General features: G+C 67.5%; 3 protein-coding genes. All 3 read left to right on the forward strand.

The features are described from left to right. Positions 1 to 176 precede the first annotated feature (176 nt). The 3 genes from PQQ95_RS19775 (at position 177) to PQQ95_RS19785 (ending at position 18,300) form a co-directional block, all read left to right on the forward strand. A complete protein-coding gene (locus tag PQQ95_RS19775; protein ID WP_408439591.1) occupies positions 177 to 1,241 on the forward strand; it encodes a YqcI/YcgG family protein in 1,065 nt (354 codons plus the stop codon). 137 nt (positions 1,242 to 1,378) lie between these two features. Beyond that, positions 1,379 to 9,967 carry a non-ribosomal peptide synthetase gene (locus tag PQQ95_RS19780; RefSeq protein ID WP_408439529.1) on the forward strand — a complete coding sequence of 2,863 codons (8,589 nt, stop codon included), beginning with the start codon at positions 1,379 to 1,381 and terminating at the stop codon, positions 9,965 to 9,967. Positions 9,968 to 9,975: 8 nt separating this feature from the next. Then, positions 9,976 to 18,300, forward strand: a complete 8,325-nt coding sequence (locus tag PQQ95_RS19785) for a non-ribosomal peptide synthetase (RefSeq protein WP_408439532.1) — start codon at positions 9,976 to 9,978, stop codon at positions 18,298 to 18,300. The last annotated feature ends 107 nt before the right edge of the window (positions 18,301 to 18,407 follow it).

Raw genomic sequence — 18,407 nt, forward strand, 5'->3', positions numbered from 1 at the left:
CTGCTTCCCCCCGCAAGCCGCTTTCACTGGTAAGCCGCGTTCACGCGCGGTCCGGCACGTTCGTGCGCATGACGCAAGCGAACGTGTGACGAACGAGGATATCGAAGATGCGAACCAACGAGGGAAGGGTGGACGACGAACTCAGCACCGCACGCGCGCAGGCAGCGGAGCCGGGCGTGCCGCACGACGCGAGCCAGCCGGCTGCCGCGGCTGATGCGAGTGAAGCCGGCGAAGCGGCGCCGCAGCACGATGGCTTCGATCCGGGCGACTGGAAAAGCCGCATCATCGCCGGCCGCGCGACTGGCGCCGCCGCCCAGCCGCCCGCGTGGCTCGATGCGTCGTATGAGACGCTGCGCACGCACGTGATGGACCCGGCGTATCCCTGCTTCTTCGGCACCATGGCCGAGAAGCGCGGCGAGATGTTCTACTCGTATGTGAACGGCAAGGACATCGGCGACCTCGCGGCGACCATGGAGACCTTCGCGGAACTGGTGTCGCTGCCGCAATACCGCAAGAACAACATCGCAGTGTTCTTCGAACCGGACGCCGAACCGCTCACGCACGACGCGTACCACGCGTTGTTCTGGCGCATTCTTCAGCATCTTCACGACGTCGATCCCGATCCGCATGCGGACGCCCAGCCCGAGCCGTCGAGCGAGGATTGGGAGTTTTCGTTTGCGGGCGTCGAGACGTTCGTCGTCTGCGCCTGCCCGTCGTTTCGCGCGCGCCACAGCCGCAACCTGGGCCCTGGCATGGTGTTGTTGTTCCAGCCGCGCAGCGTGTTCGTCGACACCATCACGAACAAGGTGATCGGCCGCGAAGCGCGCAATCAGGTGCGCAAACGCCTCGAAACATGGGACGAAATCTCCGCGCATCCGGACCTCGGCTTCTTTGGCGATCCGGGCAATCTCGAATGGAAGCAGTATTTCCTCGACGACGCGAACGTCCGCGCCGACGACCGCTGCCCGTTCCTGAAGCGGCAACGTGAAGCGCGGCAGGAAGCAGCGCACCAGCAGACTGTCCGGCCGGCCGTTCAACAGGACGCCGCGAAACCGCAACCGGCCACGCAGCCGGAACACGCCACGGCCGCCCACGGCGCACAGGACAGTCATACGTGGTGGCAAAGACATCCCGTCACGCCGACGGACAACCCGTTCACTCCGCATCCGGTGCGGCACGCCGTCGAACATCGTTTCGCGCAGCACGGCGGCCGCGAGCAGCGCGAGTATGAAGACGAGTAATGACTAGTGAGTAGCGAGTAAAGGGCAACCGGTAGCAAGTCACGATTAACGGGTCGCGACGTAACGAAGATCGAGCGGGCGACACGCAGGCAGTCCGGAAGCCGCGCGACGCGCGGCGGCGCATACGAGATGGTGAAATGGCTGAAAACATGATTGAGCAGTTGCGGTCGCTGGCCGCATCGCGTGCAGCGGATACGGCGTTGGTGACGGTCGACGCGCACGGCGACACCCGCTACGACTACGCGGAACTGGACCGCCGCGCGACGGCGCTGGCCACCCACCTGCGCCACGGCAGCGGCGGTGCGGTGCAAGGCGCGCGTGTGCTGCTGATGATGGATAGCGGCGTCGACTATGTGACCGCCTTCTTCGGCTGCCTGTATGCGGGCGCGATCGCCGTGCCGGCCTATCCGCCGGAGTCGTTGCGCGGACACCATCTCACGCGTCTGCAGGCGATCGCGGCCGACGCCGACGCCGCGTTCGTCGTGACCACGCGCGAGCTTGCCGGCAAGCTCGGCGACGCGTTCGCCGCGATCGCACCGCGCGCCGTGACCGTCACGATGGACACGCTCGACACCCGCTTCGATGCGCACGCGTTCGAGCCGTATCATGCCGCGCCCTCGGACGTCGCGTTCCTGCAATATACGTCGGGCTCGACGTCAACGCCCAAGGGCGTGATGGTCACGCACGGCAGCCTGTGGGCGAACGAAGCCGCGATCCGCGAAGGCCTCGGCGTCACCGGCCATGACGTGTTCGTCAGCTGGTTGCCGCTCTATCACGACATGGGACTGATCGGTACGTTGTCGCAACCGGTGTTCAGCGGCATTCCACTTGTGCTGATGTCGCCGCAGTATTTTCTGGAGCGTCCGGTCCGCTGGCTCGATGCGATTGCGCGGCATCGCGGCACGATTTCGGGTGGGCCTGATTTCGCGTATCGGTTGTGCGCGGACCGCGTCAGCGACGACCAGCGCGCAGCGCTCGATCTGTCGAGCTGGCGCGTTGCGTTCTCCGGTTCGGAGCCGGTGCGCAAGGCGACGCTCGATGCGTTCGTCGAACGATTCGCGCCCGCGCGCTTCGAGGCGAACGCGCTGTTTCCGTGCTACGGACTCGCGGAGGCGACGCTGTACGTAAGCGGCATGGCGTCGAATGCGGGCGTGCGTGCGCCGTGGTTCTCGACAAGCGAGCTGGAACGCGGCCGCGCCCATCTCGGTACTGGGGGCGACGCCCACGCGACGGCGCTCGTCTCGTGCGGCAAACCGGCCAGCGGACACGCGGTCGCGATCGTCGACGGGGTGAGCGGCGCGGTGCTCGAATCCGGGCGGATCGGTGAAATCTGCGTGAACGGTCCGAGCGTTGCCGCCGGCTACTGGCGACGCGCCGATGCGAGCGCGGCGACGTTCGTCCAACGCGATGGCGCGGTGTGGCTGCGCACCGGCGATCTCGGTTTCCTGCACGACGGCGAGTTGTACGTCGCGGGGCGCATCAAGGATCTGCTGATCGTGCGTGGCCGCAATCTGTATCCGCAGGATCTGGAGCTTGCCATCGAACGTGACGTCGAACTCGTGCGGCGTGGACGCGTTGCGGCGTTCGCGGTCGACATCGACGGGCAGGAAGGTATCGGCGTTGCAGCTGAAGTGTCGCGCAACGTGCGCAAGCTCGTCGCGCCCGAGGCGATTGCCGCGGCACTGACCGAGGCGGTCGCGCTCGGCTGCGGGGAGCCGGCGAGCGTGATCGTGCTGCTGAATCCGGCCGGTCTGCCGAAGACCTCGAGCGGCAAGGTGCAACGCGCCGCGTGCGCGCAAGGCTGGCGCCTGCGTTCGCTTGACGCGTATGCGTACTTCGCGCAAGGCCGGCGTATCGACGGCGATAGCGGCGTGGGCGCCGATAGCGACAACGCGCAAGACATCGATTCACATACCGCCGCGGACACCGCTTTTCGCACCACGTCGCACATCGCTTCACCCAGCACCACGTACACCGCAGAACCGCTGTCCGAAATCGAGCAGACGCTTGCCGCACTGTGGCGCGACGCCTTGCCGTCGCATGCCGCATTTGGCGCCGACGACAGCTTCTTCGCGCACGGCGGCAATTCGCTCGCGGCCGTGCAAGTCGCGTCCGCCGTTCGGGCGCGCTGGTCGATCGACTTCACGCCGCGCGATGTGTTCTCGGCACCTGTACTGCGCGATGCAGCGGCTTGCGTGCGCGAGCGGCTTGCGCAAGGCGCGGCTCATGCGCGACCTGAACTGGTCCGCTTGCCGGACGCGCAGCGCCTCAGCGCGCGTGCCTCGGACGTACAGCGCGGTTTGTGGCTGACGTGGCATCACGATCCGTCCAGCGCCGCGTACAACATGAGCGGCGAATTGAGCCTGAAGGGCGAACTCGACGCCGCCGCGCTGCAACGCGCCTTCGCCACGGTCGTACGGCATCACGAGATTCTGCGTGCGCGCTTCGTGCTCGACGACGAAGGCGAACCCTTGCAGGTGATCGACGACACACTGTCGATTCCGCTCGAATGGACACGTCTAGATTCGCTATCGCCCGAAGCATCTGAAGCGGCGCTCGATGCGCTGATCGCCCGCGTCGCGCATGAGCCCTTCGATCTCGAACGCGGCCCGCTGGTGCGCGCGCACCTGGTCAGCACGGACGCGCGCGAGCATCGGCTGCTGCTTGCGCTGCATCACATCGTTGCGGACGGCTGGTCCGTCAACGTATTGCTGGCGTCGTTGGCCGATGCGTATCACGCCCATCGCACGAGCACGACAGGGCATCCGCCGGCCTCGCCGGACGCCAGCAAACCACGCCCATTGCAGCACGCGGACCACGTCGCGTGGGAACGTGCGTTGCTCGACGACGCGGCGCTTGCGCGTCAGCTCGATTACTGGCGCACACAGCTCGCCGCCGACGGCGATCCCAGCACCGCCGCCCGTCTATTCCCGGTTGCCGATGCGCCGCGCGCAGGCCGTCAGCGCAGCGAGACGTTCGCTCTCGCGCCCACGGTTGCCGCGCAATTGCGGCGCTTCGCGGGCGAGCGCCGCGCGTCGCTGTTCATGGCCGTGCTCGCGGTCTTCAACGTCGCGCTGCATCGGTTGAGCGGCAAGGACGACATTCGCGTCGGCGCGCCGGTCTCGTTGCGCAAAGGCCCGGAAGCACAGGACATCGTCGGTTACTTCATCAATATGCAGGTGCTGCGCACGCGGATGACGCAGCATCGCGATTTCGCCGCCGTCGTCGATGCCGCGCGCGAAACGGTGCTCGCCGCGCAGGAGCATCAGGACGTGCCGTTCGACCGTCTCGTCAGCGCCTTGCTGCCAAAGCGCGCAAAAGCTGGCGACGCGCTGTTCCAGGTCAAGCTGACCGAGCAACGGCCATTCGCCGAACACCTGTTCGCGCCGCTCGACGCGTCGTTGCGCGTGCTGCTGAACGACGCGCCGCATTTCGACCTCGCTGTCGATTTCACCGACACAGGCAAGCACATCGATTTCCTGATCACTTACGATGACGCGGTGTTCGACGCCGCGTTCATCGAGCGTTTTGCAAGACTGTTCGCGGCGCTCGCCAAACAGCTGGTGGATGCGCCGGAATGGCCGCTCGAGCGCCACGCGCTGGACAACACGTTCGGCATCGCGCTCGATGCCGAAACCGCCGCGCCTGACAACGCGTCGTCTCACACCGCTCGCGACGTGCTGACATGGTGGAACGCCAGCGTGACCGGTCACGCGGCGCGCATCGCGTTGCACGACGGCGAGCGCAGCGCGACATTCGCCGAAGTCGACGCAGCGGCTGAGGCGCTTGCCGCGCAACTGATCGCGCATCACGCGACGCACGAAGCGCGCGTCGCCGTGCTCGCCGAACGGTCCATCGAACACGTGCTAGGCATGCTCGCCGCGCTGAAAGCGGGCGCGACATGGGTGCCGCTCGATCCGCAAGCGCCGGTGGCGCGACTCGGCGCGCAGCTTCGCGATTGCGGCGCGCGCGTGCTGTTGCATGCCACGACATTGCCCGCCGGACTGGAGACGGCGCGTGCGACGCCGCTCGCATTGCGCTACCCGCCTCCGGCCGTCGCCGAGGTTGCCGCTGCGTTGACCGCTGCGTTGACCGTTACTCCGCGCGCGACCCACACGCCGCATCCGGATCACGCGGCGTACATGATCTACACGTCCGGCTCGACCGGCGAACCGAAGGGCGTGATCGTCACGCACGGTGCGCTCGCGAACTACGTGCAAGGCATGCTGGCGACGCTGAACGTCGCCGCGGACGCATCGTTCGCGATGGTGTCGACGCCTGCCGCCGACCTCGGTCATACGGTGCTGTACGGCGCGCTGTGCTCGGCGCGCACGCTCCACCTGCTCGCGCCCGAACTGGCCTTCAACCCGGACGGTTTCGCGCATTACATGGCGGCGCACCAGGTCGGCGTGCTGAAGATCGTGCCGAGCCATCTCGCGGCGCTGCTGTCGGCGGCGAAGGCGCGCGACGTGTTGCCGGCGCAGGCGCTGATTGTCGGCGGCGAGGCGACGTCGGCCGCGCTGCTCGCGCGTCTGCGCGCGCTCGAACCGTCGTGCCGGATTTTCAATCACTACGGCCCGACCGAAACCACCGTCGGCGTCGCAATGTACGAGCTGACGGCGACGCTCGACGTCAACCGCGATCTGCCGCTCGGCGCGGCGTTGCCGAACACGCGTCTTCATCTGCTCGATGCGCGGATGGAGCCTGTTGCGGCTGGCGCCGTAGGCGAGTTGTATGTCGGCGGTCCGGGTGTGGCGCGCGGTTATCACGGTCGCGCGGGACTGAGTGCGGAGCGCTTCGTACCCGATCCGTTCACGCCAGGCGCGCGTCTCTATCGGACCGGCGATCGTGCGCGGCTCGGCGCGGACGGTCTGCTCGACTATCTGGGCCGCGTGGACGATCAGGTGAAAATACGCGGCTATCGCGTCGAACCCGCCGAGGTCGAGCGCGTGTTGCGACGTGTGGACGGCGTGCGCGACGCGGCCGTGCTAGCGCACGATGCGGCTTCAGGAACGCGGCTGGCGGCGTTCGTCGTTGGCGGTGTCGCGGCGGAACAGGTGAGGGCGCGCGCGTCGGCATGGCTGCCTGATTACATGGTGCCCGCCGACGTCATGGCGGTCGACGCGCTGCCGTTGAACGCGAACGGCAAGCTCGACCGTGCGGCGTTGCGCGTGGCGCTGGCGGCGCATCTGGCACGCGCCGTCGCAGATGCCATGGATGGCGCAAAGGACGATGCCGACGCGCCGCGCGGCGCAACGGAAATCGCGCTCGCACAGATCTGGGCCGACGTGATCGGCCTTCAGCTTCACGAAATCGGCCGCAGCCAGAATTTCTTCGAAGTGGGCGGCGATTCGATTCTCGGGCTCAGGGTGGTCGCGAAAGCGCGTAAGGCGGAGCTGTCGATTACGCCAAAGCAGCTGTTCCAGCGGCTCACGCTCGCGGAACTGGCGGAGCGGGCGGAAGGGGGCGACCGGGGGGCATCGGACACGGATGCGGCGAAGCGCCCGCATGCGGGCACACAGACACCGATCGTGCGGTTGCCGGAAGCAGTGCGTATGCGCACGCCGGCCTCGTATGCGCAGCAACGGCAGTGGTTCCTGTGGCAGCTGTCGCCGGAGAGCAGCGCGTATCACGTGGCGGGCGGCTTGTGGCTGACGGGTGATGTGAATGCGTCGGCATTGCGGACGAGCTTCGAGGCGATCGTCGCGCGTCATGAAGTGCTGCGCACGCGTTTCGTCGCGAACGATGCCGGTCAGGTCGAACAATGGATCGATGCGGCTGCGCAACTCGACTGGCGCGAAGCGACACTCCCCGCAGAACAGATCGACGACGCGGCGCGCGCGCTCGCCAGCGAGCCATTTGATCTTGCGACGGGTCCGTTGCTGCGCGCGGCGCTGTATCGCGGCGAGGCGGACCGCAGTCTGCTGGTGCTGGCGATGCATCACATCGTGTCGGATGGCTGGTCGGTGCAGGTGCTGCTGGAAGAACTGGTCGCGCATTATCGCGCGGCGGTGCTGAACGAACCGCTCAAGCTGGCGACGCTCGCGGTGCAGTACGCGGACTATGCGGCCTGGCAACGCGAATGGCTCGAAGCGGGCGAGAAGGAAAAGCAGCTCGCGTACTGGCGCGAAGCACTGGGCACGACGCATCCGGTGCTGGCGCTGCCCACCGATGCGCCTCGCCAGGCACACGCATCGTATCGCGCGGCGCGCTATCGGGTAACGCTGCCAGCAGCGCTGTCGCAGGCGGTGAAAGCGCGTGCACAAAGCAGTTCGGCGACGCCGTTCATGGTGCTGCTGGCGGCGTTCCAGGCATTGCTGCATCGCTATACAGGACAGGACGATATCCGGGTGGGCGTGCCGGTGGCGAACCGTCACCGTGTGGAGACGGAGCCGCTGATCGGCTTCTTCGTCAACACGCAGGTGCTGCGCGCGCGGATCGATGGCGACGATACGCTTGGCGAACTGCTGGAGCAGACGCGTCAGGCAACAGTCGGTGCGCAGGCGCATCAGGATCTGCCGTTCGATGCGCTCGTCGACGCGTTACGCCCCGAGCGCAGTCTCAGTCATACACCGCTATTCCAGGTGATGTTCAACCATCAGCGCAGTGACTGGCGCGTGCTGAATCAACTGCCGAATCTGTCGATCGAACCGTATCGGTTGCCCACACCGATGGCGCAATTCGAACTGCTGCTGGACACCCGCGATGAAGCAGACGGCGCGTTGTCGATCGAATTGACCTACGCACGCGAACTGTTCGGCGAAGCGGCCATCGTGCGTTTCGCGCAGCACTATCAGCGCATGCTCGCCGCGTTTGCGGGCGACGCGTCGGCCGGCGCCGTCTCGCTCGAACAACGGCTCGGTGCGGTCGCGCTCGTCGACGACGCAGAAGCGGCTGCATTGGCGCGCTGGAGCACGAACCCGACGCGCTACGCGGGCAGCGAACCGGTGTTCCGGGCATTCGAGCGTCACGCCGCGCAACACCCGAACGACGACGCGCTGCTGTTCGGCGACGCCACGATGAGCTACGCCGAACTCAACGCTCGCGCCAATCGTCTCGCGCACTGGTTGCGCGCGCAAGGCGTCGGCGTCGAAGCGCGTGTCGGTATCGCGGCAGAGCGTTCGTTCGATCTGGTGATCGCGCTCTACGCGATCGTCAAGGCGGGTGCGGCCTATGTGCCGCTCGATCCGTCGTATCCGGCCGAACGGCTCGCGTACATGATCGGCGACAGCGGCATCGACCTGCTGCTGTGTCAGCGCGACGTCACGTTGCCGGACGTGGCAGGCGTACGCCGCGTCGAACTGAACGCGATCGACACCACTGCGTATAGCCCGCAGAACCCGGACGTTACGCTGCATGGTGCGAATCTCGCCTACGTGATCTATACGTCGGGTTCGACCGGCCGCCCGAAGGGCGTGGGCAACCGGCACGATGCATTGTGGAACCGCCTCGAATGGATGCAGCGCGAATATGGTCTGCAACGTGGCGAGACCGTGCTGCAGAAAACACCGTTCAGCTTCGACGTGTCGGTGTGGGAGTTTTTCTGGCCGATGATGGTTGGCGCGCGGCTCGCCATCGCTGCGCCCGATGAGCATCGCGATCCGGTGCGGCTCGCCGCGACGATCCGGCGTCATCGGGTGAGCACGCTGCATTTCGTGCCGTCGATGCTGCAGGCGTTCGTTGCAAGCGGTGCGGCGTCCGGTTGCGGCGATGCGCTCGCGCGGATCGTGTGCAGCGGCGAAGCGTTGCCCGCCGATTTGCGCGAGCGGGTGGCCGAGGTGCTGCCGGCGGTCGCGCTTCACAACCTCTACGGCCCGACCGAAGCGGCCATCGACGTGACCGCGTGGACCTGTGTCGACGAACCGGGCCGTGCCGTGCCGATCGGCCGGCCGATTGCCGCGACGCAGACCTGGGTGCTCGACGCCCGCATGGCGCCGGTGCCGGCGGGCGTGCCGGGCGAACTGTATCTGGGCGGTGCGGGACTCGCGCGTGGCTATCTGGGGCGCCCGGGACTGACGGCCGAGCGCTTCGTGCCGGACCCGTTCGCGACCGAGGCCGGTGCGCGTCTCTATCGGACCGGCGATCTCGTGCGCTGGCGCGACGACGGTGCGCTCGATTATCTGGGGCGTCTCGACCATCAGGTGAAGCTGCGCGGATTCCGCATCGAACTGGGTGAAATCGAAGCGGCGCTGACGGCGCAAGCCGGCGTGCGGGAAGCGGTCGTGACCGCGCTCGATGCGCGGCTGGTCGCATACGTGACAGGCGACGGACTGGATGCCGCCGCGTTGCGCGCACGTCTTGCGCAACAGTTGCCCGACTACATGGTGCCGTGGCGCATTGTGCCGCTGGCGGCCTTGCCGCTGAACGCGAACGGCAAGGTCGATCGCCACGCGCTGCCGCAACCGGCCGCGGACGTGACCAGCGACGCGCCGTGGGAAGCGCCGCAAGACGGCATCGAGACGGAACTGGCGGCGATCTGGTCCGCGTTGCTGGGCGCCACGCGCGTCGGACGTCATGACGATTTCTTCGATCTGGGCGGCCATTCGCTGCTCGCCGTGCGGCTGAACGCGCGGATCGGCCTCGAACTGAACGCGAGCCTGCCGCTCGCGGCGCTGTTCAATGCTCCGACGCTCGCGGCGCAAGCCGCCGCCATCGCGCAGGCCCGCGACGCGCAGCCGGCAGACGACGCGCTGCGTAGCCTGGATCTCTTTATGGACACGCTTTGAGCTTAGCTATGAAAAAGGACGCGGCGCGGCGCATTGCCGAACGCTTCAGCGAGTTGACGCCGGATAAGCGTCGACTGTTCTGGCAGAAGATGACCGAGCAGGGCGTCAGTCCGGCGCAGTTACCGATTCTGGCACGCGCGCGGAATGGAGGGCAGGGCGTTGCGGCTTCGTATGCGCAGCAACGGCAGTGGTTCCTGTGGCAATTGTCTCCGGAAAGCAGCGCGTATCACGTGGCGGGCGGCTTGTGGCTGACGGGTGATGTGAATGCGTCGGCATTGCGGACGAGCTTCGAGGCGATCGTCGCGCGTCATGAAGTGCTGCGCACGCGTTTCGTCGCGAACGATGCCGGTCAGGTCGAACAATGGATCGATGCGGCTGCGCAACTCGACTGGCGCGAAGCGGCACTCCCCGCGGAGCAGATCGACGACGCGGCGCGCGCGCTCGCCAGCGAGCCATTTGATCTTGCGACGGGTCCGTTGCTGCGCGCGGCGCTGTATCGCGACGGGGCTGGCCGCAGTCTGCTGGTGCTGGCGATGCATCACATCGTGTCGGATGGCTGGTCGGTGCAGGTGCTGCTGGAGGAACTGGTCGCGCATTATCGCGCGGCGGTGCTGAATGAACCGCTGAAGTTGGCGACGCTCGCGGTGCAGTATGCAGACTATGCGGCCTGGCAACGCGAATGGCTCGAAGCAGGCGAGAAGGAAAAGCAGCTTGCGTACTGGCGCGAAGCGCTGGGCACTACACATCCGGTGCTGGCGCTCCCCACCGATGCACCTCGCCAGGCGCACGCGTCGTATCGCGCGGCGCGCTATCGGGTGACGCTGCCAGCGACGCTGTCGCAGGCGGTAAAAGCGCGTGCGCAAAGCAGTTCGGCGACGCCGTTCATGGTGCTGCTGGCGGCGTTCCAGGCATTGCTGCATCGCTATACCGGACAGGACGACATCCGGGTGGGCGTGCCGGTGGCGAACCGTCACCGTGTGGAGACGGAGCCGCTGATCGGCTTCTTCGTCAACACGCAGGTGCTGCGCGCGCGAGTCGACGGCGACGATACGCTTGGCGAACTGCTGGAGCAGACGCGTCAGGCAACAGTGGGTGCGCAGGCGCATCAGGATCTGCCATTCGATGTGCTCGTCGACGCGTTACGCCCTGAGCGCAGTCTCAGTCACACGCCGTTGTTCCAGGTGATGTTCAACCATCAGCGCAGCGACTGGCGGGTTGTGGATACGCTGCCTGGTGTCGCTGTCGAACGCTATGAGCTGCCGGACGAGGCCGCGTTGTTCGAACTGACGCTGAATATCGCCGAAAGTCCCGACGGCACGATGGACGCGGAACTGATCTACGCCGCCGAACTGTTCGACGCGGCGACGATCGCAGGTATCGGACGCCATTATCTGAATGTATTGCAGGCGCTGGCGGACGATCCGTCGCAGCGTACCGGCGACGTCGCATTGCTCGACGCTGCGCAATGGCAGCAGTTGCGCGCCTGGGGCAGTGCGGCGATCGAGGGCACGGCATCCGCCGAAGCGGTGAACGTTAACGCCGAACCCGGAGACGCTGATTCCGTCAGCGCCAACACCAAACCTGCAGACGCTGATTCCGCCAACGTCAACGCTAAACCCGCTAACGCCGATCCCGTCAACGCCAACGCTAAACCCGTCAACGCCGATTCCGCCAACGCCAAACCCGCCACCACTGACTCCACCAACCTCTTCGTTCACCAGCGCTTCGCAGCGTGCGCAGCCGCCACACCCGACGCCATTGCGGTCATCAGCGGCGAGCGACGGCTGACCTACGGCCAACTGAACGCGCAAGCGAACCGGCTCGCCGCGCGGCTGGCCCGCGAAGGCGTCCGTGCGGAAGTTCGCGTCGGGCTGGCCGCGTCGCGTTCGCTCGAGATGGTTGTCGCGTTGCTGGCGATCCTGAAGGCGGGCGGCGCCTACGTCCCGCTCGATCCCGCCTATCCGGCCGAGCGCCTCGCCTACATGACCGGCGACAGCGGCATCGGTCTGCTGCTTGCCGACGCGTCGTCCACGCAACGCCTGCACGCGACAGGCGCCACGCGCGTATTGAACCTGGACACGCTCGACCTGCATGCCGAATCATCGAGCGATCCGGCGCCCGCACTGCACGCGGACAATCTCGCGTATGTCGTCTACACCTCCGGATCGACGGGGCGGCCAAAGGGCGTCGCCGTCGCGCACGGTGCGCTCGCCGCGCATTGCCGGGCAATCGGCGCGTGCTACGGCATCGACGCATCCGACCGCTGCCTGCATTTCGCTTCGATCAGCTTCGATGCCGCTGCCGAACAGTTGCTGATGCCGCTAACACACGGCGCATCGATCCTGCTGCGCGACGACGACGTCTGGTCCGCACAACGCCTCGTCGACGAGATTCGCGCGCACGGCGTCACGGCGCTCGACCTGCCGCCCACCTATATCGACGCATTCGCGCGCGAGACGGCGGCGGGCACCGTCAGCGTGCGGACCTGCATCGTCGGCGGCGAAGCATGGTCGAAAGCGGGTTTCGATGCGGTACGCACCCACCTCGCGCCGCAACGGATGTTCAACGCGTACGGCCCCTCGGAAGCGGTCATTACGCCAACCGTCTGGCGCGCCGACGCCACTTTCAACGGCGCGTATGCGCCGATCGGCCGGCCGGTCGGCGAGCGGCGCGCATGGGTGCTCGACGCACGGATGAATCCGGTGCCGCCGGGCGTGCCGGGTGAACTGTATCTGGGCGGGATCGCGCTCGCGCGCGGCTATCTGGGCCAACCCGGTCTGAGCGCGTCGCGCTTCGTGCCCGATCCGTTTTCCAGCGAACCGGGCGCACGACTCTATCGCACCGGCGACCTCGTGCGTTGGCGCGCGGACGGCCAGCTCGACTATCTCGGGCGGCTCGATCATCAGGTGAAGGTACGCGGCTTCCGGATCGAACCCGGCGAAGTCGAAGCGCGCCTGCGCGCGCAGCCGGGCGTCGGCGACGCGGTGGTCGCGGCGCTCGACGGACCGGGCGGCATGCGCCTGGTCGGTTACGCGACTGCGTTGCCGGGCCAACGGATCGACGCGGCGTCATTGCGCGCGGGGCTGGCGCTTACGCTGCCCGACTACATGGTGCCGGGCGCGATGCTCGTGCTCGATGCATTGCCGCTGACGCCGAACGGCAAGGTGGATCATCTCGCGCTGCCCGCGCCGGATGCGCTCGCGCCGTCGTCGCTTGAAGCGCCGCGCGGCGAGGTCGAAGAAACACTCGCGGCGATCTGGGCGCAGTTGCTGCGGCGCGAACAAATCGGCCGTCATGAGAACTTCTTCGAACTCGGCGGCGATTCGATCATGGGCTTGCAGATCGTCGCGCGGGCGCGGCGGGCAGGGCTGGGTCTCACGGCGCGGCAAATCTTCGAGCAGCAAACGGTCGCCCAACTCGCGACGATCGCGGTGCCGCTCGACAGTGCGCCGCGCGAAGCCACGACGCCCGCCGACATCGATGTGGATGCGCCAGTCCCGTTGCTGCCGATCCAGGCATGGTTTTTCAGTGAACCGCTGCCGGTGCGTCATCACTGGAACCAGGCGGTGCTGCTGCATCTCGACCGTGCGCCGCAACTCGACGCGCTTGACCGCGCGTTGGCGGCGGTGGTCGCGCATCACGACGCGTTGCGCCTGCGCTTCGAGCCGTGCGATCCGACATCGTCCGACGCCGCGGCAAGCTGGCTGCAACGTTATGCACGCGACGAATGCGCGACGCTGCTGCAGAGCGCGACCGACGTACCGCACGCTGAGATCGACGCGCGCTGCGACTCCGTGCAGCGCAGCCTCGATCTCGCACGCGGTCCGCTGATCCGCGCGCTCGCGCTCGGGATCGACGACGGCAGTTGGCGCGTCTGCATCGCCATTCATCATCTCGCGGTCGATACCGTGTCGTGGCGCATCCTGCTCGACGACCTGCAACGCGTCTATGCGCAGCAGGTCGCGGGCGAACCGATTTCGTTGCCCGCGCCGACGACGTCGTATCAGGCGTTCGGCCGTCAGTTGCAGCGCGCGGCGCGGCAGCCGGACGTCGAGCGCGACGGCGCGTACTGGCAGGCATTGGCCGACGTTCCGGCGGCATTGCCCGTTGACGACGCTACGTCGAATGCGGCACAACACAATGCGCAACCAGTCTGCAAGGCGCTGGCCGACGTTCCGTCGGCGCTACCCGTTGATGCCACGTCGAATGCGGCACGACATAATGCGCAGCCTGTCAGCGCCTCCGTGCAGTTCGACCGCGTGACCACGCAGCGGCTGCAACAGGACGCATCCGCCGCCTACCGGACGCAGCTCGCCGATCTGCTGCTGCTCGCGACCGGCCGCGCGTTGTGCGGGTTCGCCGGTTACGACGCGCTGCGAATCGATCTCGAAGGCCATGGCCGCGAAACGCATTTCGGCGCGGCGGATTTGAGCCGCACGGTCGGCTGGTTCACCAGCGTCTATCCGTTTCGGCTCGCCCCGACGGGCGAGATCGGCGCTGCGTTAAAACGCGTGAAGGAAGCGCGCCGCACGGTGCCGCACGGCGGCATGAGCTTCGGCATGCTGAAGTATCTGGGCACGCCGTCGCAGCGCGCGGCACTGGTAGCTATCGGTCATGCGGACGTGCTGTTCAACTATCTCGGCCAGTTCGACAACGTGGTGGGCGGCACAGCGCGGGATGAACGCGGCGTTGTTGGCGCCGGCCATGGCGGCAATAGCGGCAATAGTGGCGACACCGGCGGCTGGCGGCTCGCGACAGAGCAGAGCGGCCGCACGTCCAGCGAACTCAACCCCAGCACGCATGCACTGGAGATTTCCGCGCAGGTCCGCGACGGCGAACTGTCGGTGACCTTGCTGCATCCGCATGGCGACCGCTACGACGCCGCGACGCTGGCTGCACTCGCCGACGCGTTGCGCGGCGAACTCCTCGCCGCGCTCGCGCACTGCGAAAGCGGCGTGTCGGGATTGACGCCCTCGGACGTGCCGCTCGCCGCCATCGATCAGGCACGCCTCGATACGTTGCCAATCCCCGCCGCCGAAATCGCCGACCTGTACCCGCTTTCGCCGATGCAAACGGGCATCGTGTTCCACAGCCTGCTGGGCCAGCAGCCCGGCGCGTATGTGAACCAGTTGCGCGTCGATATCGATCATCTGGACTGCGCGCGCTTCGAGGCGGCATGGACTGCCGCCGCGGCGCGGCACGACATTCTGCGCACCGGCTTTTTACCGTTCGACGATGCGCCACGCCAGTGGGTCGCGCGCCGCATCGTGACGCCGTTCGCGGTCGAAGACTGGTGCGAAGCGCGCGGCCTGGACGCCGCGTTGCTGGATCAACGCCTCGATCGTTTCGCCGCCGGCCAGGTCGCGCAGGGTTTCGATCTCTCTCGCGCGCCGCTGTGGCGTGTCGTGCTGCTGCGCACCGGGCCGTCGCGTCATCATTTCGTCTGGACGTTCCATCACGCGCTGCTCGACGGCTGGAGCGCCGCGCAGTTGCTCGCCGAAGTGCTCGCCGCGTACGAAGGACGTCCCGCCGAGGCGCCGCCGGGCCGCTACCGTCAATTCATCGCGTGGCTCGCCGAGCGGTCGAAGGACGCGAGCGAAGCATGGTGGCGCGAGCAACTCGCCGCACTCGACGGGCCGACGCTGCTGACCCACGCGCTGCCCGGACCGCAGCGCGCGGACGCCGCGCACGCGACCTCATACGGCACGGTTTCACTCGTCTGGGACGCCGCGCGCGCCGCCTCGCTGAGTCGCTTCGCGAAGGCCCAGCGCGTGACGCCGAACACGCTCGTTCAGGCGGCGTGGCTCGTGCTGTTGCAGCGCTACACCGGGCAACGTGCGGTGACGTTCGGCGCGACCGTCTCCGGCCGGCCGGAATCGTTGCCGGGCGCGGATCGCACGCTCGGCCTGTTCATCAATACCATTCCGGTGATCGGTGCGCCGGAGCCTGCCCTGACGGTCGCCGCGTGGCTCGAACGCATCCAGCAGCAGGGTGTCGCGGCGCGCGAGCACGAGCATGTCGCGCTCTACGATATTCAGCGCTGGGCGCGCGTTGAAGGCGGGCAGGCGCTGTTCGACAGCATCGTCGTGTTCGAAAACTATCCGGTCGACGATATTCTCAGCGCGACCGGCACGCGTGAGCTTCAATTCTCCGGCTTGCGCAACGAAGACCGCACCAGCTATCCGCTGACACTGTCGGTCACGCAAGGCACGCAAGGGCAGGCAGGGCGGCCCGGGCAGCATGACGAATCTGCCCAGGGCGATACCTTCCGCATCGAGTTCGCCTATGCGTGCGATACGTTCGACGCGTCCCAGATCGACCGGCTTGCCGCGCAACTGTCGACGCTGCTCGACGCGTTCGTCGCCGAGCCGTCCGCGCCGCTGGGTTCGATCGGTGTATTGCCGGACGCGGAGCGCGCGCAGCTCGAACGCTGGGGCAGCGCGCCCGAAGTGCGCCGCATGCCGCTCGTCCACCGGCGCATCGCGCAACAGGCTGCACTGCGGCCCGACGCGCAGGCGCTGGTGCTCGACGGCGAATCGATCGATTACCGCACGCTCGAGCGGCGTGCAAACCAGGTGGCGCAGCGTCTGCGCGCGGCGGGCGTTGGTCCCGAGGCGCGGGTCGGCGTCGCGATCGAACGGTCGCTCGACATGATCGTCGCGATTCTCGGCGTGCTGAAAGCGGGCGGCGCCTACGTGCCGCTCGATCCGTCGTATCCGGCCGAACGGCTCGCCTTCATGATCGAGGACAGCGGCATTGCGCTCGCGTTGACAGCGCTCACGCCCGAGACGTCCGGCGTGCCCGCCGCTGCGCTCGCGCGGCTCGGCGTCGGCACGCTCGACGTGCGCCGGATCACGGCGGACGGCAGCGCGTGCGAGCCCCTCGCGCCCGAATTCGATCCGTCGCCAGATCAGCTTGCCTATGTGATCTACACGTCCGGCTCGACCGGGCGGCCAAAAGGCGTCGGCATCACGCACGACGCGCTCGCGCGCCACACCGAGGTGTCGATCGGGATGTTCGGCGTCACGGCGCAAGATCGTGTGTTGCAGTTCTCGACGTTCAATTTCGACGGTTTTGTCGAACAGGTGTTTCCGACGCTCGCCGTGGGCGCCACGCTGATCGTGCGCGGCCCCGAGTTGTGGAGCAGCGAGCGCTTCCTTGCGCAAGTCGCGGCCGAACGCATCACGGTCGCCGACCTGACGACGGCCTACTGGAATGCGCTCGCGCAGGATTTCGCGGGCCGGTCCGATGCGGCAGACAGGCGCGACGCGTGCCGCACGTTGCGCCGTGTGCATGCGGGCGGCGAGGCCATGCCCGCCGACGGCGTGCGCGCCTGGCGCACGGCGGGCCTGGCGCACGTCGCGCTCGCCAATACGTACGGACCGAGCGAAGCGACCGTCACGGCGACCGCGTTCGACTGCACGCCGTATCTGCAACCCGATGCCGAGGTACCCGCGCAGATCCCGCTCGGCGGACCACTCGGCGGCCGCTCGCTGCGAGTGCTCGATGCGCAGTTGAATCCGGCGCCGATCGGCGTGGCGGGCGAGCTGTGCATTGGCGGCGCACTGTTGGCGCGGGGCTATCACGGCCGCGCGGGCCTCACCGCATCGCGCTTCATTGCCGATCCGCACGCGGCCACGCCCGGCGCACGGCTGTACCGGACGGGCGATATTGTCCGCTGGAACCGCGACGGCACGCTCGCCTATCTCGGACGCACGGATCATCAGGTGAAGGTGCGCGGGTTCCGGATCGAACTCGGCGAGATCGAAGCGCATCTGGCGCAGCAGCCGCAGGTTCGCGAGGTGGCGGTCATCACGCGCGACGGCGCGCACGGTTTGCGCGTGCTGGCATATGTGGCGCCGGCGGCGGGCGCGCGGCTCGACGCGCAGGCGTTGCGGGCGAGTCTCGCCGCGACGCTGCCGGACTATATGGTGCCCTCGGCAGTGATCGTGCTCGATGCGTTGCCGCTGAATCCGAACGGCAAGATCGACCGTCACGCGCTTCCCGCACCGGCAGAGCCGACCTCCGCCGATCCGGCCGATTTGCCGCAAGGCGAAATCGAGATCGCGCTCGCCGGCATCTGGGCCGATGTGCTCGAGGTGACGGCGGTGCGCCGCAACGATCGTTTCTTCGAGCTTGGCGGCCATTCGCTCGCGGCGATGCAGGTGCAATCGGCCATCCGTGCGCGGCTCGGCATCGACGCGCCGCTCGCGGATCTGATGCGCAACCAGCCGTTGCACGAACTGGCGGCGACGCTGGCCACGCTGCGCCGTCCCGTTGACGACGACGCAGCTATGGCCGACGCCATGCGCGATATCCTCGCGCAACTATGAGCGCGGCCATGAGAGCGAATTTGCGACTTCGGCGCGACACTCTTACGATAACGCGTTCCGCCGGCCGTCTGCGCACCCGGCGGCTTGCCGCCGCGGTCAGCCCGCCG

Origin of the sequence: Paraburkholderia caffeinilytica (assembly GCF_046030355.1) — a bacterium.
GTDB lineage: Bacteria > Pseudomonadota > Gammaproteobacteria > Burkholderiales > Burkholderiaceae > Paraburkholderia > Paraburkholderia caffeinilytica_B.

What these genes read in the sequence shown, in the direction of transcription:
- PQQ95_RS19780 (WP_408439529.1), top strand. Translation starts at nt 1,379, where the DNA reads ATGGCTGAAAACATGATTGAGCAGTTGCGGTCGCTGGCCGCATCGCGT.
- PQQ95_RS19785 (WP_408439532.1), top strand. Translation starts at nt 9,976, where the DNA reads ATGAAAAAGGACGCGGCGCGGCGCATTGCCGAACGCTTCAGCGAGTTG.